Below are 24,684 nucleotides of genomic sequence, written 5' to 3' on the forward strand. Positions count from 1 at the left end.
AGACGCATGACGCAAGAGTTTCTTTGTTAATTTATTGATTCTTAATAGATTTTTTTTATTATCTCTTTGAAATGACTCAATTTTTTATGATATTTTTTTATAACACTGAACAAATCAATGAAACGGATCAAAAGAAGAGACGATACGACCTTGCTCAAATTGACCGATACGTTGTATCTCCCACTGTAAGAGATGGGCAGAATGAGCAAAAACACGGGCACGCACTGTTTCTCCTAATACTTCAAGATCATAGCCTGTTGCTTGCCCTGTATTAATCATAAAATTACAGTGCATTTCACTCATTTGAGCGCCACCAATCTGCAAACCACGACATCCTGCTTCATCAATAACACGCCACGCAGAGATATCTTTAGGATTTCGGAAAGTTGATCCTCCTGTCTTTTCACGTACCGGTTGTACTCTTTCCCTATGAAAAGTAACTTCATCCATAGCAGCACGAATATTGTCTTTATTTCCTGGCTTTCCCTCTAATAAAGCAGCCGTAAAAATGAAATCTTCAGGAACAGCACAATGACGATAAGAATAATGCATATCTGCCAAACTTAAGGTATGACGCTGTCCTTTACGATCAAGTGCATAGACATCAACAACACGTGCAGCTGTCTCAACACCATTAGCGCCTGCATTCATTTTTAATGCTCCTCCAAGACCTCCAGGAATACCATGATAAAAATGAAAACCTGCAATTCCTGCCTCTAAAGCTGCCACTGCTAAATGTTTATCTGCTGTAGCAGCACCAACCAAAAAGCCCGTTGGAGTAACCTGTTGCACTTGCCCAAATCCTTTGGCCGAAAGACGAATAACAACTCCAGGAATCCCCCCATCACGCACCAAAAGATTAGAACCAATCCCTACAATTGTTACAGGAATAGTTTCAGGCAAATTTTGCAGAAAAAAAGCTAAATCTGCCTCATCAGTAGGCTGATAAAAAAGTTCAGCCAGTCCACCAGTGCGAAACCACGTTACCTTCCGCATATCCATATTAGGCGTAAGCTTTCCCTTTATGCAACCCAACGCAGGTTGCAATTGCTTCAACAGCGCTTCACCATCAATCAGCTGAAAATTCATCATTGTTATCAAATACCGCCAACTGGTTAGGCAAAGCACAAGCCCATTGTGTGATATTGCCAGCACCAAGAAAAACAACATAATCACCAGACTTAGCAAATGTAGAGACAATTGAAACAACATCTTCCAAACAATGAATCAAGCGCACATCACGATGACCAGCCATTTGAATATGTTCTACCAATTCCCTAGCACCAAAACCAGCAATTGGCTCTTCACCAGCTGCATAAACCGGCGCAATTAACACTATATCTGCATCATTAAAACAAGCTACAAAATCATCAAATAAATGATACAAACGTGAATAACGATGAGGTTGCGCAATAGCTATCACGCGCCCTTTTGCACTCTCACGTGCAGCACATAAAACAGCCTTTATTTCGACAGGATGATGTCCATAATCATCGAATATTTCAATGCCATGCCAACTTCCCGTTTGCGTAAAACGCCGTTTTACTCCCCTAAATTCTGCTAAGCCCTTTTTGATAGATTCATTTGAAATGCCAAGTTCATAAGCAATGGCAATCGCCGCAGTTGCATTAGAAACATTGTGTCGTCCAGACATCGGCAAAACCAAATTTTTCAATTCAATCTCTCTACCCGTTTTTCGAGAGCGCATGAAGACATCAAAATACGTTTTTTGACCATCCATAGAAAGATTAAGAAAACGAACATCCGCTTGTGGATTTGCACCATACGTAATTACCCAACGATCATCAATACGACTAGCTAATGACTGAACCTCTGGATGATCAAGACACAAAACAGCAAAACCATAAAAAGGAACATTCTCTACAAATTGCCGAAAAGCCTCACGTACAGCAGAAAAACTCCCATAATGGTCTAAATGCTCACGATCAATATTTGTCACAATAGCGATATCAGCAGGTAATTTTAAAAAAGTACCATCACTTTCATCAGCCTCAACCACCATCCAATCGCCCTCCCCCATACGAGCATTCGTACCATAAGCATTGATAATACCACCATTAATCACCATCGGATCAAAACTCCCGGCATCAAGAAGTGCTGCAATCATTGATGTAGTCGTTGTTTTCCCATGCGTACCCCCCACAGCAATTGCCCGACGAAAACGCATAAGTTCTGCCAACATTTCGGCACGTTTTACAAGTGGTAAATGCTTCTCTCTCGCAGCAATATATTCAGGATTTGTTTTTTTAATAGCAGTAGAAAGAACAACAAATTCTGCATCTCCTAAATTTTCAGCATGATGCCCTATATGAATGTTAATTCCTTTATCCTGTAAACGTTTAACATTAGCGTTATTAATTTGATCAGATCCTTGAACTTTATAGCCAAGATTATGAAAAACTTCAGCAATTCCACTCATGCCAATTCCACCGATTCCGACAAAATGGATAAGGCCTATATTAAGCGGCATTTTCATCAAAAAACTCCTCCTTTACATCTGACAGCGACCGCCCCATAATCAACGCCTCAGCCATATCAGCAAGACGACGGGTTGCATAAGGTTGCCCCACTTTTTTTGCAGCAAGCGCTTGTTTTTCCAATAAGTGCGGTGCACAACAGGCTTCTGTTAAGAGGAAAGCAAGTCTTTGTACGTCCAAATCTTTTTCTGATACAATTTGAGCACCTCCCGCACGAGCAAGCAGTGCCGCATTCGCTACCTGATCATGATCTAAAGCATGAGGGTAGGGAATAAGCAAAGCAGGCCGACCAATCACGGCTATTTCACAAACAGATGAAGCACCAGCACGTGACAAAATAAAATGAGACCATGCCATACGTTCAGCCATATCATCAAAAAAAGGAGCAACTTCTGCTTGCACATCCATCTGGCAATAGATTTTTATCAATTCCTCCGCATCACCAAAAACCTGCTGAACAATCCGCAAACGCTGACGTATCTTCTCATCAAGCAAAGAAATTGCTTTAGGGACAATTCGTGAAAAAAAAGAGGCTCCCTGACTCCCACCAAAAATCAAGAAATGAAACGGCTTCTCACCCTCTGAAGGATAATAAGAAATTTCTGCCGCATTGAGAACAGCCTCACGCACAGGATTGCCAGTCAAAAGTGTTTTATGAGCGTAACGATTATTTTGCGACAAAAACCCCCCTGCTATTGCATACACAAAAGATGCCAACGCCCGATTGGCACGCCCCATAACAGCATTTTGTTCATGAATAAATGTTACACGCCTCATAAAGGTAGCAGCAACAAGAGGAGGAAAGGTAGGATATCCTCCAAAACCACCAACAAGAACAGGACGTAGTTTATAAAAAAGTGCTAAAGATTGTCCCATTCCTTTTAACAATATCCAAAATGTTTTTATAAGAGCAAGAGGGTGACGTCGTGTAAATGTTGCCGATGAAATGATATGTACATGCTCTTCATCAAAGCAGCGTACAAAACGCTGTGCTCTTTCATCCGTTACCAAATGAACATCATATCCACGCCGCCTTAATTCAACAGCAACAGCTTCTGCAGGAAAAAGATGCCCACCTGTACCACCAGCTGCCAAAACAATAACTTTTCTATCAGTCATAAGGGGTATCCAAAACAGAAGGAGAGGAAAAAGCTGAAAGGCGTGCTTCCGGCCAGCGACGTGTTAAATTAAGCAAAATGCCCATTGAAAGTGCAATCGCCACCATAGAAGAACCGCCATAAGAAATAAACGGCAATGTCATACCTTTTGGAGGGATTAAATGAAGATTAACTGCCATATTAATCGCTGATTGAAAACCAATCATCATCGCTATGCCAGTAATACCAAGACGTATAAAGGAATCACGTGTATTCAATGCTATATAAAATGAGCGCATAACAATAAAGCAAAAAAGCATCATAATGAAAAAGCAGAGGATAATACCATATTCTTCAGCAGCAACGGAAAACACAAAATCTGTATGGCTATCAGGAATGATACGTTTTACCGTTCCCTCTCCCGGTCCTTGTCCAAACCAACCACCATTCAAAATAGCTTCACGTCCTACATCAACTTGAAAGGTATCGCCTTCACCTGTCAAAAAACCATTGATACGTTCGCGTACATGGTGCAAAAAAAGATACGCTAAAACAATTCCTATAAATCCTAAAATGAGAAATAAGACAATAATGCTCAGAGATACACCAGCAACAAAAAACAAACCGCCCCATGTTGCACTTATTAAAAACGTTTGACCAATATCAGGCTGTAGAACAAGAAGCACACAACAAAAAGTATAAAGGACAGTAGCGAGCATATAACCGGAAATCCTCCTGCTCCTTATTTGTTCTGAAAAAAGCCAAGCGGACATAACTACAAAAGCTGGTTTCATAAACTCTGACGCTTGTACAGAAAAACCAAAGAGAGGAATCCAACGCCGTGCTCCCTTTATTTCTGGACCAAAGAATAAGGTTGCAATCATAAGAACAACCGTTATAATTAACACAAGAGCGCATAAACGGCGAATATTACGCAACGAGAAAAAAGAAACCGTAACCATCGTAAAAAATGCTGGAATACTAAAAATAATATGCCAGCGAACAAAATAAAAACTATCTGCAATTCCGATTTTTTTTGCAATAGTGGGACTTGCTGCAAAAGACAGCATAATACCAATCCCCATTAAAATCAAACACGCGGCAAAGATAGAGCGATCAATTGTCCACCACCAATTCGCAATTGGATCTCTATCTGCACGCGTAACCATTATATTCATTTTATCCTTGTCATAATTCTACTCAAAGTGACATAGCTCCCCACTTTTTTAGCAAACACTTCAAAAACGGAATTACACGAGAAAAGATTCCGGAAGATTAACGCAAAAACATTTTTTATAATTTATGTTTCTTTTAACTGCATAACAAAAGAAATAAATGCTTCCCCACGCACTTCATAATTTTTAAATTGATCATAACTTGCACAAGCAGGTGAAAAGAGGATCACAGCTTCTTTCGCTTTACAACGCACCGCATCAGCTGCCGCCTCATGTACCGCATTTTCCAAAGTTAAACTCATCGAAAAAGGAAAAGAAGATCCAATAACACCAGCAAATTCTTTTGCCGCAGTCCCAATCAAATAAGCTTTGCGAATTTTATGAAAAAATCCTCTAAGAGAAACAATTCCTGCTTCTTTTGCCTGTCCTCCAACAATCCAAAAAATATTATTAAAAGCAGCAAGTGCAGGAGCTGATGCCTCTGCATTGGTAGCCTTGCTATCATTGATAAACAAAACTGACCCCATTTTACGCACCTGCTGCATACGATGAGCTAACCCTTGATAACTTGCTAAATGCTTGTTCATACGTGGATCAGTTATTTTTAAAGCTTGCAATGTTGCTAATGCCATCAGAGTATTTTGCGCATTATGACTCCCACGCAATGCAGCCATAGACGCGAGATCTGCAAGCATACGACGCCGCCCTTGGCAAACAGAAAAGAGCTGTGTTCCATCAGCGTAAAAACCATTTTTAACAAAATGTTCCTTGGAGACTGCTTTAACATTACAACCTTCATGAAGCAATTGTTGATACAAAACCTGACAAGCGGCATCATCAACTGAAATAAAAACATGAGAAGCCCCCGTCACTAAATTCTTTTTAGCTTTCACATAATGAGCAAAGCTCCCATGGCGATCAATATGATCAGGCGTTAGATTCAATAAAAGACCAACAGTTGGCTGAAGAGAAGGGGTGAGATCAATTTGAAACGATGAACATTCAATTACATAAATACGTTTTTTAACAAATGGCTTAAGCGTTAATATTGCAGTTCCAATATTTCCCCCCATCTGCACATCATAGCCCATTTTTTCCAATAAGTGAGCAAGCAAAGCTGTCGTTGTTGATTTCCCATTCGTGCCCGTAATAGCTATAAACGGAACATCCTCATCACAAAAACTATAATGTTGTAAAAAATGGTTACGCGCACGCACAAATAATTCAACATCACCGATAATTTCTATATTTGCTTGACGTGCTTTATCAACAGCCCAATGCGGCTGAGGATAAGTTAAAGGAACTCCCGGTGCAAGAATCAACGCAACAAATTCTGACCAATTTTCATATTGAAGATTTCTCGTTGGAATATTTTCTCTCTGAGCTGCTTGCACACCTGAAGAATTATCATCCCAAGCGATCACTTCTGCACCACCACTCATCAACGCTTGTGCAGCAGCTAATCCGGATTTTCCTAATCCAAACAGAGCAACTTTCTCCCCCTTATAACACGCAACAGAAATCAAAATTTCACCGTAATTTAAGTGTTGAAAGACCAATCAAAGCAAGAACAATCGAAATAATCCAAAAGCGTATCACGACTTGACTTTCCGTCCAGCCTTTTTTCTCAAAATGATGGTGTATCGGTGCCATAAGAAACACACGCTTTTTTGTTAATTTGAAATAACCAACCTGAATAACAACTGAGAATCCTTCCAGAGCAAAAAGCCCTCCAATAAGAGCCAAAACAACTTCATGCTTGGTTGCTACAGCAATACTGCCCAACAGTCCTCCAAGCGCCAATGAACCAGTATCCCCCATAAAAATAGCTGCAGGCGGCGCATTAAACCACAAAAAGCCAAGCCCTGCCCCAACAACAGCTCCCAATAAAACAGCCAATTCACCTGTCCCCGATACATAATGAATTTGAAGATAATCAGCAAAATTGATATTACCAGAAAGGTAAGCAATTAGAGCAAAAGACAAAGCAGCAACCATCACAGGAACAATAGCCAACCCATCAAGACCATCTGTCAAATTAACCGCATTCCCAGTAGCTACAATAACAAAAGCAGAGAAAGGAACGAAAAACCAGCTCAAATTGATAAGGTAATCTTTCACAAAGGGCAAAGCCAATCCAGGCGAACCAACTTGTAAAAAAACAAAAGCAGCAATTGCTGCAACCAAAAACTCTAAACTTAGCCGTGCTTTACCGGAAAATCCTTTCTCCGTTTGTTTGGTAACCTTAAGATAATCATCGTAAAAACCAATTATTCCAAAAGAAAGCATAACGAATAAGGATACCCAAAAATAAATATTTGATAAATTACACCACAAAGACGCTGAGACTACAATGCCGGTTAAAATCATCAAACCGCCCATAGTAGGCGTTCCAGCCTTTTTAAAATGTGTTTGAGGACCATCAGCGCGAATTGGCTGCCCTTTTCCCTGTCGTAATTTAAGAGAGGTAATAATGCTAGGACCAAACAAAAATACAATGAGCCCCGATGTGAGCATAGCTGCTATAGTGCGAAACGTAATGTAACGAAACACACTTACGCCTGGGAGCCAATCACTAAGCGAAGAAAAAAACAGCATCATGATATAAAAAAACCTATTGAAATTACAAAGAAACCACTTCATAGTGATCAAGTAATGCAGTCACAATATCTGATGAATGAAGACTGTGGGATGACTTAATCATAAGGAGATCCCCAGTGGAAATTTCTGCCAAAATAAGTGGTAAAATTTTTTCAATATTTTCAGCATAATGAACCTTAACGTATGCAGCCAGATCAGTGGCTAAAAACTTCATTACCTCACCAAATAAAAAAACTGGATTAGCACCAGAGAGATATACAGGCTTTACTAAATCACGATGAAGTTTTTCACTATAAGCCCCTAACTCCAGCATGTCACCCAAAATAGCAATTCGCCTTCCTTCCACACCGACTGGCCCTATAGCAAGCAGATCAAGTGCCGCACGCATAGATGCAGGATTAGCATTATAGCTTTCATCAATTAAATAAAATTCGCCACCACTTGGCAAAGACAATCTATAACGAACACCACGCCCCTTTTGAAGAGAAAAATAACTCAAAGAAAGCAAAATAGGTTCTAAATCAACACCAATGACATCACAAACAGCAATAACAGCTAAACTATTTTGTGCAATATGTCGTCCAGGAGCACCAATTTTTATTGCCCTATCTTGCCCAGAAATACTGACAATCATACAGGAATAATCTGTTAAAAGACGTATATTTCTCGCCTGATAATCAGAATTTTTAGTCTCACCAAAGCTTAAAATCTTTTTTACACCACATTGCTTTGCTTTTTGAACTAAATAAGGAAAAAAATCATTATCTGCATTTAAAACGGCAATACCCTCCTCATCCAGTCCTTCAAAAATTTCAGCTTTTGCATCTGCTATTTCTTCAAGATTTTTGAAGAAACCCATATGTGCTGCAGAAATATGCGTAATGAGAACAACATGTGGATGGACCAACTTAACCAAAGGGCGAATCTCATCTTTGTGATTCATACCAATCTCAAAAATACCATAGTCACTCTCCGTAAACATTCGCGCCAAGGTAAGGGGCACTCCCCAGTGATTATTCAAAGAAGCAGAATTCGCGTGAACCTTCCCAACAGTTGCTAACACTTGTTTTAGAACTTCTTTTGTCGTTGTTTTGCCCACCGATCCTGTTACCGCTATAATTTTAGCCTTTGAGCGCTTACGTGCAGCTTTTGCAAGTTTTTCTAAGGCTTGTAAAACATCAGGAACAACAATGAGTGGAGCGGATATTTTTTCCATATCAGTCAAACGATTTTCCGCAACAATAAGAACACCTGCACCTCGTTCATAAGCTTGCACTGCAAAATCATGACCATCAAGATGATGTCCTTTGATACAGAAAAAAATATCGCCTTCTATAAGAGTACGACTATCAATAGATACACCGGAAAAAGTTTCCGGTATATCCCCAATTGCATAACCATCAATTGCTGCAATAAGTGATTGTTTATCCCATAAAGCTTTCATTTAATCCGTTCCTGCAAAGCTTCAATCGCTCTCAAACGATCTGAAAAAGGATATGTTTTTTGCCCTATAATTTGACCATTTTCATGACCTTTTCCAGCAATGATTAATGTATCCCCTGCTTTTAAAAGCCCAACTGCATAAGTAATAGCTTCACCACGATCTGCTATTTCGATGGCTTTTGGCGCTGCTTGTAAAATATCTTTGCGTATTTTCGCTGGCATTTCCGTGCGAGGGTTATCATCTGTTACAATAACAATATCAGCCTTATTTTCTGCAATTTTTCCCATTAAAAACCTTTTTCCTTGATCGCGATCACCTCCACAACCAAAAACAAGGATTAACCTCCCTTGCGTAAAGGGACGAACAGAAAGTAACACTTGCTCCAAAGCTTCCGGTTTATGTGCATAGTCTACATAAACAGAAGCATTATTTTCTGTCTTTCCAACCAACTCTAAACGACCGGGCGCTCCCTGCAAAGTTTCAAGAGAACGAAATACCTTATCAGGCGATACACCCGTTGCAATTGCGAGTCCTGCCGCCATAAGCGCATTATTCACTTGAAAATCTCCAGCTAAAGGTAAATTAAACGTATAGATATTATTTTCCAAACGACATTCAACACATTGTTTCGAACGTTGATGTTCAACACGATTAATAGTAATAAATTGCCCTTTACGCCCAATTGTTAAAACACGACGACGCGCTTGTGTAATAGTATCAATAACCTTTTGCGAATAAACATCATCCGCAAAAACCAAAGCAGAAGAGTCTCGGGGTAAAAGCGTATCAAATAACCTCATTTTAGCACGCAAATAATCCTCTACGCTGGTGTGATAATCCATATGATCACGCCCTAAATTAGTAAAGGCAGCAGCAGTAAGACGTACTCCGTCAATTCTGCTCTGATCAAGTCCATGAGAAGATGCTTCAAGGATTGCATGTGTAACACCTTCATTGGCAATTTCAGAAAGAAGACGCTGCAAGATGACTGGATCAGGTGTTGTAAGAGAACCATAATCATTTCGTTTAGGAGAAACAACACCTAGCGTTCCTATACTCGCAGCACATAATCCAACCTCTGTCCAAATTTGCCGAACAAAAGAGGCAACTGATGTTTTTCCACTTGTCCCTGTCACAGCAACGACAGTTTCAGGTTGAGCACCATAAAAACGTGCAGCTGCTACCGCTAAACTATGACGAGCATCCAAAACACGCAAAAGAGGAATAGATAAATTCTCCAGAACAACATCATAATCTGTAACGATTGCTTGTGCACCACGTTTTATAGCATCATTGATATAGTGTCTCCCATCGTCTTGATGACCTTGAAGAGCTACAAAAACATAGCCAGGTAAGATTTGCCGAGAATCTGCACTGATTCCTGTTATTTCCATTGAAGAAAGACGCTCATCTTCAAGACATTCTGTAAAAACTGTTCTAAACAACATAACAACACACCTTTATATGAATTTCATCGTTTTTTAACGAAACTTGAACTGTTCTCTGTGCTTAAAATAGGTTCATATTCTTTCTGAAAATCTGGTTTTATTCCAAGAAAACTCGCTGAACGGCGAATAATGTTAGCAAGCATCGGCCCTGCATTCATTGCTGCTATTGCTGAATACTTTCCATCTTCAGGCTGAGGTTCATCGATAATTGTTAAAACAACATAAGCAGGATCTTCAATGGGAAAAGCAGCGAGAAAACTATTGAAATTTTTTGTTTTAGAATATTTTCCATTTTCAACTTTTTCAGCTGTTCCTGTTTTACCACCAACGCGATAACCTTCTACTTTTGCATTACGCCCAGAACCGATATCACTATTTAATTTATAAAGGTAACGCATATTTTGACTCGTTTTAGCCCGCAGAACTTGTTTTGCATGTTGTAAAGCTTGATCTTTTGTGCGTTTTAAAAACGTAGGAGAAATTAACCAACCACCATTCATGAGAGCAGCAGCAGCTACTGCTGTTTGCAAAGGCGTTGTTGCCATACCATGTCCAAAAGAAATCGTCATAGAATGGATATCTTTCCAATGATTTGGCGTAAGAGGATAGGCAACTTCAGGCAATTCTGTTGTCATTCGATCAAGTAAACCAAGTCGTTTCAAAAAAGCACGATGTCCATCAATCCCTATCGCCATTGCCTCCTTAGCAGAACCAATGTTAGAGGAATAAATAAAAACTTCCCATAATGTTAAGGGACGATTTTTTCCATGAAAATCATGAATAATAAAACCTCTACCTGCTTGTAGAGGTTTTGAAGCATCAATAATACTGTCTAAATGGAATATATCTGAATCAAGGGCCATTGCGGTCGTAAAACTTTTAATGATAGAACCCATTTCAAAAGTTCCAGCAGTCATCCGATTGAAACGATCACTTTTTAAAGAATCAACGGGATTTCCAGGATCAAAATCTGGTAGTGATACTAAAGCCAAAACTTCATTTGTGTGGATATTTAAAATAACAGCTCCTGCAGCAATTGCCTTATAACGCTTCATTGCCTTCATAAGTTCATCATGTACAATTGTCTGAACACGCACATCAATCGAAAGCTCAACTGGTTTTAAGGACTCTTCCGTTGCAAGACCAGCAGCACGCAAATCACTCAAACCAGCATCATCGATATATTTTTCCATACCCGCTATGCCTTGATTATCCACATTAACCATACCGAGAATATGTGAAAGCACAGGCCCACTGGGATAAAAACGACGAATTTCGGTACGAAAACCAATTCCTGGAATACCAAGAGCCATAATTTGCGTTTTCTGCACTGGCGTTAATCCACGCTGAATCCAAGAAAAGCTAGACTTTTTTTTAAGACGTTTATAAGTTTCCTGCCAATTGAGATCAGGCAAAACTGTTGAGAGCAATTCTATTGTTTCATCGATATCAATAATACGTCGTGGCTCAGCAAAAAGCGAATAGGTTTTAATATCTGTTGCCAATAAACGACCATTACGATCAAGAACGTCAGGCCGTGCAGTCAATTGAAGGACTCGTGGTCCTTTTGCTTCTTCAATCTGTCCACCTTCAAACCCATAAGAAATAAGACAAGCCCCTATAACACTATATAAAATAAGAAAACAGAAAGAAGAAAAAAGTAAACGTAGACGAGAAGAATACGAACGACGAACAGAAAAATTATCAATATTGAACTGTTTTTTTAAGCGCTTTTTCTTCTGCGAAAAGAGAAAGTATGATTTCATCACCGCACGCCTTTTCGAACAACACCATTCGCCTGAGAAGTACGATTATTTGCCAAAATATTTTTCCCTTCCTTCAAGAGATTTTTTTTAATCACTTCTTCAATTTGATCATATACACGTACTGGAATACTTTCAAACTCTACAACTTGGTAAGGCTGGATACTCTCTAAACCAAGCTCTTTCTGATAACGTTTTGCAAGTTTTTGCATGCGTGAAGGCTCTATCATCACAGCCCACTCAGCGTGAAACAGACTCACCGTATTTTTTTCTGCAGCTATTTTTTGTTCAAGACGACGAACTTCACTCATTCGTTTTTGGACATCATATTTAACCTTATAAGTAAGACCTGCCATACAAATCATAATCATAACTAAAATCATATCAAATGTACGAAAAACTGTCATCTCTTGCCACCTTCAAAACTGGCAATCTTTGCTAATCTAAACAATTTCATATCTGCAGCAAGACACTCCGCTTCAGTACGTACGCCAATACGCAACCTCGCAGAACGTGAACGAGGATTTCGCTCCAACTCCTCTTTATTTGCAGTTATCCCCCCTTTAAACAAAGGAAAAAATGTTGCTGGAGTCATCTCTATTTCAGGAAGATAGCGAGACCTCATACTCTCTCCTGAACGAGTAGAAAAAAATCTTTTAACCATACGATCTTCAAGAGAATGAAAACTCACGACTCCCAAACGACCTCCTGGTTTCAAAACGCGTTCAGCGGAAAATAAGCCACGTGCAAGTTCACCAATTTCATCGTTCACATAAATGCGAAGAGCCTGAAATACACGCGTTGCAGGATGAATGCGCTCTCCACTTTTATGCCCCACCAACACCTCAATGGCATGAGCAAGATCACCTGTACGTAAAAATGGCTGAATACAGCGGCGCTTTTCAATCATCCGTGCAATTCGCCCTGCATAGCGTTCCTCTCCTAATATTTTAAAGATTCGTGCTAGCTCATCACTTTTTAAACGGTTCACAACATCAGCAGCAGTAAAACCAGTCTGAGCCATTCGCATATCTAATGGACCATCTTTTTGAAAAGAAAATCCTCTTTCAGCTTCATCAAGCTGCATTGAAGAGACACCAATATCCAAAATAACAGCATCCACCTTCTCTTCAACCACGCAATCCAACTGTGAAAAATTCCCTTGCACCAAACGAAGTCGTGGAAAAAATTCATCAACAAGCGATTGTCCCTCACGAATAGCGTGAGGATCACGATCAAGAGCAATAACCTGTGCACCTGCATTTAACAAAGCACGCGTATAACCACCAGCACCAAAGGTACCATCAATCACTTTTGCCCCAACCAATGGTATAAGCCCAGCTAAAACTGGCTGTAATAACACTGGAATATGGCGTTCAGCTCTCTTACCCTGTTTTGTCAAAATAATCCGTCTTGATTTATGCTTTTTTAAATCAATAGCCATCAATGGCAACTCATATCAGGACCACTAAAACTTCACCCCCTCTCTAACAATGAAAAGAAATGAAGCTAAAGTTAACCGGATACATATCCTAACACATTTATACTTAAAGAAATGTTATAATTAAAAAAAACACGCTTTGTTTGAGTGTAAACTTTAAAAAAAAACATACACCCCATAGAAAAACCCCTTATACAATGCTAATTGTGTACAATACCAATAATAAACATAGCATCAATCATAAAAAAATCAGTCGGCCTGTAAGCCGGGTTCTGTATGGTAAAGCGTACACTTTACATGGCAACCATTCATCTGGGACGGATGTTACCATCCGCCTCTTGCAACCTACCCGAATGACTCGCCCGGAAACTGGCTGCAAGTTAAACCTTGCGCGTCATTTCTATTTGGTCTTGCTCCCGGTGGGGTTTACCTTGCCACACTCATTACTGAATGCGCGGTGGGCTCTTACCCCACCCTTTCACCCTTACCTATAAAAATAGGCGGTTTACTTTCTGTGGCACTTTCCCTAGGGTCACCCCCGCCGGGTGTTACCCGGCACCGTTTTTCCGTGGAGCCCGGACTTTCCTCACCTGCCGCCTTTAGGCATTGGACAAGCGCGGCTGCCCAGCCGACTGACGCTTTATTTATAAAACATTTTTCATCAAGTGAAAAGAGTCCTGCAAGATATTTTACAAATCTGAGAAAACCCATTGCTTTCAATGGTCACCTTCATTTTAAAGAAGCCAAATAAGTCTTGACTTTTGAGCAATACTTTTCCGAAATGGAATTCATTTTTTTTGCAGCATGACCTGCATTATATTTAAGGATTGTGCCACATGTATCGCCAGCACTTAGTTTATATGCCCGCGCCAAATAACGCATACCATATTCAAGATTAATCGCAGGATCATAAAGATCTTGCACTGATCCCTTAAAACCCAACCCTCTCGCAGTAGATGGTTTAATTTGCATCAAACCTATTTCGCCAGCAGCCCCCTTTGTAAGAGCCTTGTAATCACTTTCAACTCTTACAACAGCATGTGCCAAATTAACAGGAACATTGTACTTATTCGCAAATTTCCGAATAAGAAGCTCATAAGGACGAATAAGAATCTTAGAAGTAATAATCTCTGAGCCTTCATTTGATCCTGCAACACTTAACACGGTATGAGCCCAACTTACATCAAACACAAAAGATAAAGCAAATACTGCACTTAAAAGAATTTTCAAAAATTGCATTTTCTTTCTCTTCATTAAGACATTCTTAAATCCTACTTAAATCCCAACTGCAACGGCTTGGTGGACGCATTGTACATAGAAAAAAAACGAAAGAGCGGCCTGAAAATGAAAATATTAAGACAATTTCAAGATAAATTTTAGTATTGGAAGAAAACCACTCAATACACGAATTATATATTTCTGTATTTCATAATATAACCAAAAATAAAAAAACTTATAAAACAAACTTTGATATGCTAAATAACTGCAGGATACTTCCTAGGAATAAAAACCGTTACCAACTATTCCTTATGGCTGATAAACACTGACTGAAAAAATTCTCTACCAGACAAATCACCCAGCAAAACCAATCATCATATAAAGGAATCTCATAAACACGCACAAACAGATAGGTCTTCGGCCTATAACAAATTTCAATAATTACTCCCATCTGTTTTTTGAAAAATCCTATAAGCAATTGTACAAACAATCTCAAAACCGCATCAATAGAAATCTCTATTCATCTTCATGCAAATACTTTGTGCATACTGTGATTTTATCAAACTTGCTTAACTCCACACACAATCTCTAGAAATCACAAAAGGAATAAGTATACTAAAATCCGCAAAAAAGAGACCTCAAAACTTTACCATTCTCTATCGCCCTATGATATCAAAAAAATGGGTATTATACCTCTTCTGTAAGCTTTTGAAAACTGCGCGAAAAAATCTTATAAGATTAACCAAAAACACATAATTTCTTAAAGAAACGACTAAAAATAAGCATCAGCAACAGCACCACGAGAAATAGCTCTGGATAAAACCACAGCACCCACCTCACCCAACTTTCGGGCTTGCCCAATACTCTGTCCCTTCGCAGAAGCAATAGCGACGATATCGTGATATACTTGCTCAATCAATTGCTTTTTTTGTTGAGGATTTAACTTAGAGAGTTTCATGATAATACCTGGAAAAGAAACTTCCAATCTCTCTATAATCATCCCTTCTATAACACTAACTTGGTTAGATTCTATAACACTAACTTGGTTAGAAGAAAAAGACCGATTAAATAAAAACAGATAAGTAGAAGGATTCCGAAAAACAAAAAGACTTGCCGCAAAAAATAAAAAGAAAAATACAATGACAAGAACCCTACGCCTGAAGGACTCCGTTACTTCTACCTTATATACCAAAACTCACTCCAACGCTCTTACATGCACCACCCATCAAACTTTAACATTAAATTCCCCAAAGCCTGACTGAGAAAATTCCCAGCCAGGCCAGACAATCTAAGGGATCCACGCGGGGGGGGGGAGGAGGTTCCCCGATCGTCCTCTCGCATCAACCACTAAGAAGGCGATGCAATATTCTTGCTATGGAATAAAAAGCTTTAAACAACAAGAAATTCTTGTCATCTTTCATACAAAAAAGTATAAAAAAACTATAAACTGTCTAAAAATGGAAAATTTTAGGCAAAAAACATTCAAAATGATCCAATTTGGAGCAACTTTATTTCAAAGGTCATCATTAGAATCTATGAACTTCGTTATTTTCATAATAATTTTTCCTCAAAACCCTATGTCCGTAAAAAAATTAAGTTGTATAAACCTTCCTTGCTATGAAGAACAAACACTTAAAACCAAATATAAAGCGCAGATCTTTTAACCATTTGAAATTGCATAAAAATTAAAAACGTAGGTGTAAGGAGGACATAAATTATTCCATTCAAAATGATAAACGAGCACAGTCTAAATAAGATAATAAAGAGAAATAGAAAATCTTCCCTGTTTTCATGATATTTTTTTAAGAATCACCATAAAAAAATATTGTGAAACTGTCTCTGCAGTAACAAGATCAATTGTGAACTCGAATAAAATAAATTTCACGAACAATTTAGAGCTTAGAACGTATTTATTTAGAACCACTAATTATCAGCACTTAAGTTGACAATAAACTCTTTTATTACCAACTACAAATTCCAACGTACTATCATAATAGACAATAATCATTGAAGACATTTCCTTCCCATCTCTCTTCCTTAAAGTGTACTGCACAATGATAAAAGTGCGATTTTTTGTATTCCCAATTATTTTAACATATTATCTTTAGAGAGATTACACAGTACCTATTTTTTATTTTTTGCATTCTTTAATGGGATCGTCCCTTCACGAAGAACGACATAATTATTGCACTGCTCATTCACGCACTTGCTTTAAAAATACAAAGCAATGAACTGTTTACTATAAATCAATATCTTGATCAATTCAACACATGCTGTTTCAATAAGCGATAAATAGCAGTCTTTAACCGACTTTTCTTCTATAAGAATACCTTGTTATATAGCCATAGCAAAATATTGAAGAATCAACGCTCTCATGCACAAAGATACAATACAAGGTAAAAACAACAACACTGCAACGATTTATTAAAATTCTCTCTTTGCACTTTTAAAAATCAAAAAATAAAGTATCTTAACCAACATATTATGCAAACTCTACTTTTTTGTCTTTTATATCATCAACCAATAAACGTGGATCGCGAGCAAGCCAAAGCTTAACTATTAGCCTCTCATTGTTTTCATTTTGCAAAAGAGGGTAAATCATTTTCTCTAGAATAAATCCGGCATTTTAAAGCCATTGTTCTATTTGTAAATCTGAAAATCCAAAAGGCATAGGAGAAAAGATAAGAATGTAAATACTCGACCTCATGGCGAACAAAATCCACAATCAGTAAACGTCCATGAAGACGCAAAGCACCTGCAATCTCATGAAAAACCTCTTCGGGACTTTCAAGAAAATATAAAACCCTATGAAGAATAACCAAATCAAAAGTTGTATTCCCAATAAATAAATGCAAAACATCGCTATCGAGGATAATTTCAACTTCATGCGTATAAAAGCCTGAAAACAATTTTAAGATAGAGGTTGTACCCTTACCAATATCAAGATTGTCTCAAATGGTTTATCACCAATAATTTCGCGTAAAGCGTTTTCTACACCGTAATCTGCAATAGAAGAAAACCGTAACGCATCTCACTACGCCGCATTTTGTAAAAAATACTTTTTTCCCATTTTTCAGTACTGTTTTTTTATATTCTTCAAACGTACTAAATCGTGCGCTCTCACCATATCATGCTCTAGCAAAGCTGAAAAAATAGCCATCACAACATCTTCACCTAAACGATCATGATAAAGCTTAAAATAAATCGATCCGCTTTTCTGATAATGCTCAACCAATTGTGCTTCATACAATAAATGTAAGGTCTGATAACGTTAAATCTCCATGGTACAAAAGTACAAAAATCTGCAAACGACTTTATTCTGCTATAGTTTTCAACAGTATAATCATTTCATCTAAGTTTATTATTTTTTCAACAATACTCCTTATTGCTCAAATAAGCATTTATTTCTATTAATAAAAAATTAAACAGAAAATATAGTGTTGCATCATGTATGTTCATATTTTTTTGATAATAATAAAAAACAAGTAATTGCTAAAAAAATAACAGTACCCTTTCTCGCTATTCTTTCCGTTGGAAACAAAGAGACTGGTACTGCAATCGTAAAATTATAACGAAAAATTACAAGCCTCTATTATAACTTGATGAGAAACAGGTAACCCTCTACGCTATCAGCATATCAAACATGATAACATATTCTGTAAGAATATAACCAGGATTCTACGCTCTATTTCTTTCTTAGATGTGACGAACAAAAACCTCACACTATGGCGGACAACTCTCTTTTTCGAAAAACAAAGATAACACCAGACACCATCACCATTTTTTCAATCAAAATTAAATAAAACAAGCAATGCTAGCGTGTCAGTGGCTTATAATTCATACGTTTAAGATTAAGAGAATCTGCACCAAAACGACGGACTTTATCAGCCTCATATTCGGCAAAATTACCTTCAAACCATTCCACATGACCATCGCCTTCAAACGCTAAAATATGAGTTGCCAACCGATCAAGAAACATACGATCATGCGATATGATAACCGCGCAACCAGCAAAATTCTCTAATGCATCCTCTAATGCACCCAACGTTTCAGTATCAAGATCATTTGTCGGTTCATCAAGAAGAAGAACATTGCCTCCCTCTTTTAAAAGCTTAGCCAAATGTACGCGATTACGCTGACCTCCTGATAAACTTGCTATCTTCTTTTGCTGATCTGCACCCTTAAAATTAAATGCCCCGCAATAAGCACGACTGTTCATTTCATGTTTACCTAATTTAATGACGTCATTACCGCCAGAAATTTCCTCCCAAACGGTTTTATCACCATCCAATGAATCGCGACTCTGATCGACATAACTAATGTGAGCTGTTTCCCCGATGCGGATTTGACCTGAATCTGGCTGTTCCTGCCCCGTCAACATTTTAAACAAAGTAGATTTTCCCATACCATTAGCACCAATGACTCCAACAATTCCGCCAGCAGGAAGCTTGAAAGAGAGACCATCAATCAAGACACGCTCTCCATATGCCTTAGAAAGATTATCAACTTCAATGACAACCTGCCCCAATCTTTCGCCAATAGGAATAATAATTTGCGCCTCTCCAGGACGCCGTTCACGTGCAGCTTGAACCAACTCATCATAGGCTTTAATCCGTGCTTTGGACTTTGCTTGCCGTCCCTTTGGGCTAGAAGCTATCCATTCTTGTTCGCGTGATAACACACGTTGACGAGCAGCCTCTTCACGTCCTTCCTGCGCTAAACGTTTAGCTTTAGTCGCCAAATAAGCAGAATAATTCCCCTCATAAGGGATACCTTTACCGCGATCTAATTCTAAAATCCAATCCGTTACACTGTCGAGAAAATAACGGTCATGCGTCACCAAAAGTACCGCGCCGGAATATTCATGCAGATGCCTTTCAAGCCAAGCTGTAGTTTCAGCATCCAAGTGGTTTGTTGGTTCATCCAAAAGCAATAAATCCGGTTTCGATAAAAGTAATTTACAAAGCGCAACACGCCGCCTCTCTCCTCCTGAAAGCTTTGTCACATCCTCATTTGCTGGTGGACAACCAAGAGCAGCCATAGCCATTGCTACTTGACTTTCTAAATCCCAAAGATTCTGACTATCGATAATATCCTGTAGTTGCGCACTTTCATCAGCCGTTTCCTCACTATAATTCATCATCAATTCATTATAACGCTCAACAATTATCTGCTTATCGGCCACGCCTTCCATCACATTACCACGCACATCTTTACTTGTATCCAGAATAGGCTCTTGTGGAAGATAGCCACAACGTGCCCCTTCAGAAAGCCATGCTTCTCCGGTATATTCTTTATCTATCCCAGCCATAATACGTAAAATGGTTGATTTACCTGCACCATTCGGTCCTAAAATACCGATTTTTGCATCTGGATAAAAAGACAGATGAATATTTTCTAAAATTTTCTTATTGCCGTAAGCCTTGTTAAGACCAGCCATATGATAGATAAATTGACGTGCCATAAATTTCTCTTTAATATTGTGCGTTATAGGAGGTTAGGATTTTGAAAAAACTGCTTTTGCTTTTCTAAACTCTGCAAGAGATAAAGCTTGCGTTACACCAAAAGCTTTTCACTTTATATTGATACGTTTTTTCTAATCTCACAACCCCTCCTAAGGTTTTAAATGCAAAAAAATGCCCCTTATCAAAGCAAAAAACAGCTCTTTTTAGCTGTACCTGAAACTTGTTATCAAACATCTCCTCTCTTTTCTATACCGAATATAATATTGTGTTCTTATCGCATTAAGCCAACTTATCAATGTAATAAGATATCACAAAGAAAACCTATCCTCTATGCCCCCTCCTTTTTCACTTTATGGGCTTTATATTTCGCAGTAAAAAATCCTACTCTTTTTTCATCAATTTTATGTCACGGAAGACAGTGGTCTTCACCCTTTGCTTTAATGTGGCTCAAATTACGTTTACAAAATGACCGCCGTCTTCTAGGATCTGACGTCCCAAGCCCGATGATCATGAAAGCTCTCCACCAACATGTAGCGATGAGTGACTCCAGTGCACTACCCATTGGTACGTGGTTGCAATTGGTAAAAAACTATAAAAAGAATTGTGAAAACTCATCTACTCCCTTTTTTTGGCTTGATAATTATAATACCAATATCCACCAAATTATCTCAAAACTTCAAGATGAAATATAGTCTCTCAAAGAATATCACAAAAATAAATCTCCTATAGGAATATGTTGATGGAAAAAAAAGCCTTAATCGTTATTGATATCCAAAATGACTTTTTACCAGGTGGAACACTTGCAGTACCACAAAGTGATACCATTTTACCGATCGTTAATAATCTCATAGAGCATTTTGATCATGTCATTTTAACACAAGACTGGCACCCTAAAAACCATTGCAGCTTCGCTTCTTCCTACCCTGAAAAAATGCCCTATGATACTATCAATCTTGACTATGGCCCCCAAATACTATGGCCTGATCATTGCGTAGAAGGAACAAAAGGAGCAGACTTTCATACATCTCTCCAAGTTGAAAAAGCACAACTTATCCTCAGAAAAGGTTATAATCAAGAAATTGATAGTTATTCTGCCTTTTTTGAAAATGATCAAAAAACACCAACAGGCTTACAAGTTTACCTGAAAGAACATGGTTTTACAAAGCTCGCTATGTGCGGCTTGGCAACAGATTTTTGTGTTGGTTTCTCTGCACTTCACGCTATACAATGCGGCTTTAAAGTCAGCGTTTCCTTAAATGCCTGCGCTGGTATTGATCTAAATGGATCACTTAACACGATGCTAAAAATTATGAACGAATCCGGTATAGAACTCTTAATGGCTTCCTAAAGTACCTTTTTTGTCCTGTTCTTGTAATGCATAAAAAATTTTCAATTTACTCAGATTTAGACACACCATGTTTATTGAAGTGATAGCGCTTAAAGCGAAGAGAAGAATAAAATGCCATTCCAATAATACAGACTCCCACAAGCCCTGTTAAGACTTCAGGAACCGACAGAAGAGTTTGCAGATACATAATCACTGCGAGAACTAAAATTGTATAAAAAGCTCCGTGTTCCAAATAACGATAATGCAGCAATATTCCTGATTCAACCAACATAATCGTCATAGAACGAACGTAAAATGCACCTATACTAAGGCCAATTGCAATAATAAAAAGATTATGGGAAAAAGCAAAAGCACCAACTACACCATCAAAAGAAAAACTAGCATCTAAAATTTCTAGATAAAGAAATGCCCCTACTCCTCCCTTGGCAACGGTAGCTAAAGTCGTTTTTGGAGCATCCAAGAGCAAACTAACTGCTTCAACAGCTATAAATGTCAAAAGTCCATAAAGAGAAGCAAGTAAAAAAACCATTTTATCTTCTGTTACAACCTGTCCTGAGAAGAATAATATCAAAGCCAAAACGATTGCAATATCAATCCCGACAAGCGCCCCAATCTTTTGAGCTGGTCTCTCTATAAAAACGAGCCAATGTACTTCTTTTTCAGGATCAAAAAAATATTTCAAACCAACCATCATGAGGAAAGTTCCTCCGAAAGCCGCAATTGCAACATGAACATCTGTTAAGACTGCGGCATATTGATGTGGTTCCCATAGCGCTAATTTTACTGCAGCAATTGGATTAATGCCAACAGCAACAGCAACTACCAACAACGGAAAAATAAGCCGCATCCCAAACACTGCTATTAGAATGCCCCATACCAGGAAACGACGACGCCAGAGTGGATCCATTCTTCCAAGAACACGTGCATTGATAATAGAATTATCAAAAAATAAAGAAATTTCTAAAACGCTTAAAACACAGCAAATAAAAAAATATTTAAAAAAACCAATAACACTTCCAGTTTCAAACCAACCAATAGCTCCTCCTAAAAAGACACCAATAATTGTGAAAAAAAAAGGCCATCCAAAATAGCCTAATAGAACCATGATCTATTTCCTTAAAAATTTATTTCTTTAAATTCATCTGCTAAACAAATCGAAAGATTGTATCACTTAATGCAAAAAAAGATAAAATACCATGGGAAATCTATATGGAATTTTTCTCCAAAAAAACAAGAAAAAAATCAGTAAAAACATTTTTTATTGGAAATGAAGAGAAGTGTTAAATAATATAAAAATTCAAAAATCATTATCTATGTACTATCAAAATAACTTTTTATATATTAAAATTAAAAAATAGAGAAAAATGAAAACTATAAATATTAACATTACATCATGTGATATTAATACATACTGTGCCTTTATTGGTCAAAAATTATACCATGATGATTTACTGAGGGAGATAATTCGTGGCACGTCCTGAAACTGAATCAAAAACTATATTTGGAAAACGCTTACGTTATATACGCCTTGCATTGGGGGATCCATCACGTGAAGCATTGGCTAAAAGTTTTAGCATGACAAAAAACTCTATTGCTTTTTATGAACGTGGAGAAAGGGAACCCAATCTGAGTGTATTACAAACATATCGCACATTGTACGGTGTCAATATTAATTGGCTTTTAACTGGGCAAGGGAAAATGTTTGATGCTGAATATACTAAAGGTGACTTTGATTGGAACTACTTCATAAAAAAAATTGAAGGGCTTGAAGAGATCCTTTCCAATAGCGATCGTAGTGAAAAACTAAATCAAGAAAAAATCGAAAGCTCTTATGAGAAGTTGCAACAATATTTGTCAAGACAGGGTTCATCTAATAAATACACACCCAAAGCCGCAACCTCTTTGATCGATATGAAGGCAAAAATGGCCAACTCTTATGCCCTTAGCTTATTTATTGATTTATTCATTCGAAGCATATCGCAAAAAGAAGTTATCGCTAATCAATAACCGTTCATAATAAAATAGACGAAGAAATCAAAGAAAAACTTTATCAACATGAGAACAAAATAAGAATAGTTTTTCCCATGCTGATGAAATTTGGTGTGTCATGTAATTTTTTTTCGTAAAAATAATTGAATGTTCCCGCATGGAAACAATGAATAGAATTTTTTGCTATTCTTAAAGAGAAATAGAACGTTATTAAATTTAAATAAATAGATTTTGTATTATAAAATACCTATTTGCAACTTATTGACAATAAATATTTTCTTGTTACAAAATATAGTTCTCATAGAAATTATTTGTTTAAGGAAAAATTAAGGAAAATATATTGACTACTTACTGCAGAGACATACTTTAAATTCTCATAGTCAGAGGGGTTGAGTATTTATCCTGTAAATTATCGACTATTTTATGAGGTAAGAAGTATGTATTTTGAGGTGTTTCAAGGGGTTCACAAGCAATGGTACTGGCGTCTAATCTCAGGAGATGAACAAAAAATTGCTTTTTCGAGTAAGGGTTATCCAACAAAACAAGACATTCTCGTAAATATTGAGAAGATAAAAGAGATCACACATAAAGCCACTATTAGAGAGCTACAATCTTAACGTTCCTTACCATTAAGATAAAAATTTCACTCTGTGTATTTTGCACTTTAGGTAATGAATGGAAAAAGCTGATTTTTCAGCAATGGGAAACATGAGTGGTTTTTTATATCGTTTCTCATATATTAGTAAGTAATTCTCAATAAAGCTTTTCGTGGGTGCTACATCTGTTTTCCAAACTAACAATTAAGCAACTCTTGAATCTATCAACCGGCAAAAGTAATGTTTTTGCTCTTCATGCAACTGATACCGACCTTTCTTGCAGTATAATTCTCGACAATATTATATAATAATCCAAATAGCTATAAATTATCTATCAAACTACAAGAGAGTATATAAAAACCGATCTTGTGTTAGATTTCGATAAAACATTTGCAGCATCCATGGCATTTCAGTTATAAACAAAAAGATTGTAAATATTCCTCAACAAGACAAAGTATAAACATGAAAATCTGGCATATACGGAGAAACAATATCAGAGAAGATTTTTTTCCAAACTTACAATACAGTTTATCCAATGTTCAAAAAAGGGTTGTCTTAAAAGCTTTATAGAAAAGAAACGTGAAAAATCGGCATTTACCAG

General features: G+C 37.6%; 20 protein-coding genes and 1 other RNA gene. 4 read left to right on the plus strand and 17 right to left on the minus strand.

The genetic code is table 11. The features are described from left to right. Positions 1–114 precede the first annotated feature (114 nt). The 16 genes from murB to ettA all read right to left on the minus strand — a co-directional run bounded on the left by murB (position 115) and on the right by ettA (position 20,149). Positions 115–1,092, minus strand: a complete 978-nt coding sequence (gene murB, locus O9A_RS06130) for a UDP-N-acetylmuramate dehydrogenase (RefSeq protein WP_034459736.1) — start codon at positions 1,090–1,092, stop codon at positions 115–117. Beyond that, positions 1,070–2,497 (minus strand): UDP-N-acetylmuramate--L-alanine ligase, encoded by a 1,428-nt coding sequence (murC, locus tag O9A_RS06135; protein ID WP_034459739.1) that lies wholly within the window; start codon positions 2,495–2,497, stop codon positions 1,070–1,072. Before murC ends, murB begins: the two co-directional genes overlap by 23 nt. Next, positions 2,481–3,617, minus strand: a complete 1,137-nt coding sequence (gene murG / locus O9A_RS06140) for an undecaprenyldiphospho-muramoylpentapeptide beta-N-acetylglucosaminyltransferase (protein WP_034459741.1) — start codon at positions 3,615–3,617, stop codon at positions 2,481–2,483. The genes murC and murG overlap by 17 nt, the downstream gene beginning before the upstream one ends. Further along, the gene (locus O9A_RS06145; protein WP_034459742.1) at positions 3,610–4,764 is read right to left on the minus strand and encodes an FtsW/RodA/SpoVE family cell cycle protein; all 1,155 of its coding nucleotides are present in this window, start codon (positions 4,762–4,764) and stop codon (positions 3,610–3,612) included. Before O9A_RS06145 ends, murG begins: the two co-directional genes overlap by 8 nt. A gap of 131 nt (positions 4,765–4,895) precedes the next feature. Further along, positions 4,896–6,296 carry a UDP-N-acetylmuramoyl-L-alanine--D-glutamate ligase gene (gene murD, locus O9A_RS06150; protein WP_034459744.1) on the minus strand — a complete coding sequence of 467 codons (1,401 nt, stop codon included), beginning with the start codon at positions 6,294–6,296 and terminating at the stop codon, positions 4,896–4,898. A 4-nt stretch (positions 6,297–6,300) separates the two neighbouring features. Further along, the gene (mraY, locus tag O9A_RS06155) at positions 6,301–7,371 is read right to left on the minus strand and encodes a phospho-N-acetylmuramoyl-pentapeptide-transferase (protein ID WP_034459746.1); all 1,071 of its coding nucleotides are present in this window, start codon (positions 7,369–7,371) and stop codon (positions 6,301–6,303) included. Positions 7,372–7,393: 22 nt separating this feature from the next. After that, the gene (locus tag O9A_RS06160) at positions 7,394–8,815 is read right to left on the minus strand and encodes a UDP-N-acetylmuramoyl-tripeptide--D-alanyl-D-alanine ligase (protein WP_034459748.1); all 1,422 of its coding nucleotides are present in this window, start codon (positions 8,813–8,815) and stop codon (positions 7,394–7,396) included. Beyond that, positions 8,812–10,263 (minus strand): UDP-N-acetylmuramoyl-L-alanyl-D-glutamate--2,6-diaminopimelate ligase, encoded by a 1,452-nt coding sequence (locus O9A_RS06165; RefSeq protein WP_034459750.1) that lies wholly within the window; start codon positions 10,261–10,263, stop codon positions 8,812–8,814. The genes O9A_RS06160 and O9A_RS06165 overlap by 4 nt, the downstream gene beginning before the upstream one ends. A gap of 23 nt (positions 10,264–10,286) precedes the next feature. Continuing rightward, positions 10,287–12,029, minus strand: a complete 1,743-nt coding sequence (locus O9A_RS06170; protein WP_034459752.1) for a peptidoglycan D,D-transpeptidase FtsI family protein — start codon at positions 12,027–12,029, stop codon at positions 10,287–10,289. Then, positions 12,029–12,433, minus strand: coding sequence for a cell division protein FtsL (ftsL, locus tag O9A_RS06175; protein WP_034459754.1), 405 nt, complete (start codon positions 12,431–12,433; stop codon positions 12,029–12,031). Before ftsL ends, O9A_RS06170 begins: the two co-directional genes overlap by 1 nt. Further along, entirely contained in the window at positions 12,430–13,428 is a 999-nt protein-coding gene (gene rsmH / locus O9A_RS06180) for a 16S rRNA (cytosine(1402)-N(4))-methyltransferase RsmH (protein ID WP_034460266.1), read from the minus strand. Before rsmH ends, ftsL begins: the two co-directional genes overlap by 4 nt. Before the next feature lie 284 nt (positions 13,429–13,712). After that, positions 13,713–14,103, minus strand: an RNA gene (gene rnpB, locus O9A_RS07495) — RNase P RNA component class A. Positions 14,104–14,196: 93 nt separating this feature from the next. Beyond that, the gene (locus O9A_RS06190; protein WP_034459759.1) at positions 14,197–14,706 is read right to left on the minus strand and encodes a lytic transglycosylase domain-containing protein; all 510 of its coding nucleotides are present in this window, start codon (positions 14,704–14,706) and stop codon (positions 14,197–14,199) included. Positions 14,707–15,457: 751 nt separating this feature from the next. Then, positions 15,458–15,877 carry a hypothetical protein gene (locus O9A_RS06195; protein ID WP_051665596.1) on the minus strand — a complete coding sequence of 140 codons (420 nt, stop codon included), beginning with the start codon at positions 15,875–15,877 and terminating at the stop codon, positions 15,458–15,460. Positions 15,878–17,261: 1,384 nt separating this feature from the next. Next, a complete protein-coding gene (locus O9A_RS08690; protein WP_425348740.1) occupies positions 17,262–17,594 on the minus strand; it encodes a class I SAM-dependent methyltransferase in 333 nt (110 codons plus the stop codon). A 905-nt stretch (positions 17,595–18,499) separates the two neighbouring features. Beyond that, positions 18,500–20,149, minus strand: a complete 1,650-nt coding sequence (gene ettA / locus O9A_RS06210; RefSeq protein WP_034459763.1) for an energy-dependent translational throttle protein EttA — start codon at positions 20,147–20,149, stop codon at positions 18,500–18,502. 162 nt (positions 20,150–20,311) lie between these two features. Here ettA and O9A_RS06215 point away from each other — a divergent pair, with 162 nt between their 5' ends. Together O9A_RS06215 and pncA are read left to right on the plus strand one after the other, a co-directional pair. Continuing rightward, positions 20,312–20,842 carry a hypothetical protein gene (locus tag O9A_RS06215; RefSeq protein WP_034459765.1) on the plus strand — a complete coding sequence of 177 codons (531 nt, stop codon included), beginning with the start codon at positions 20,312–20,314 and terminating at the stop codon, positions 20,840–20,842. A gap of 47 nt (positions 20,843–20,889) precedes the next feature. Beyond that, a complete protein-coding gene (gene pncA, locus O9A_RS06220; RefSeq protein WP_034459768.1) occupies positions 20,890–21,498 on the plus strand; it encodes a bifunctional nicotinamidase/pyrazinamidase in 609 nt (202 codons plus the stop codon). A 46-nt stretch (positions 21,499–21,544) separates the two neighbouring features. Here pncA and O9A_RS06225 read toward each other — a convergent pair whose 3' ends face one another. Beyond that, a complete protein-coding gene (locus O9A_RS06225) occupies positions 21,545–22,603 on the minus strand; it encodes a DUF475 domain-containing protein (protein WP_034459770.1) in 1,059 nt (352 codons plus the stop codon). Positions 22,604–22,965: 362 nt separating this feature from the next. Between O9A_RS06225 and O9A_RS06230 the strand changes: the two genes are divergently transcribed. Both O9A_RS06230 and O9A_RS06235 read left to right on the plus strand, forming a co-directional pair. Beyond that, positions 22,966–23,505 carry a helix-turn-helix domain-containing protein gene (locus tag O9A_RS06230; protein WP_034459772.1) on the plus strand — a complete coding sequence of 180 codons (540 nt, stop codon included), beginning with the start codon at positions 22,966–22,968 and terminating at the stop codon, positions 23,503–23,505. Positions 23,506–23,924: 419 nt separating this feature from the next. Continuing rightward, on the plus strand, positions 23,925–24,104 hold the full coding sequence (locus O9A_RS06235) for a YegP family protein (RefSeq protein ID WP_034459775.1): 180 nt from the start codon (positions 23,925–23,927) through the stop codon (positions 24,102–24,104). Positions 24,105–24,684: the final 580 nt, after the last annotated feature.

Source organism: Bartonella koehlerae C-29, assembly GCF_000706625.1.
In the GTDB taxonomy this organism is placed as follows: Bacteria; Pseudomonadota; Alphaproteobacteria; order Rhizobiales; family Rhizobiaceae; genus Bartonella; species Bartonella koehlerae.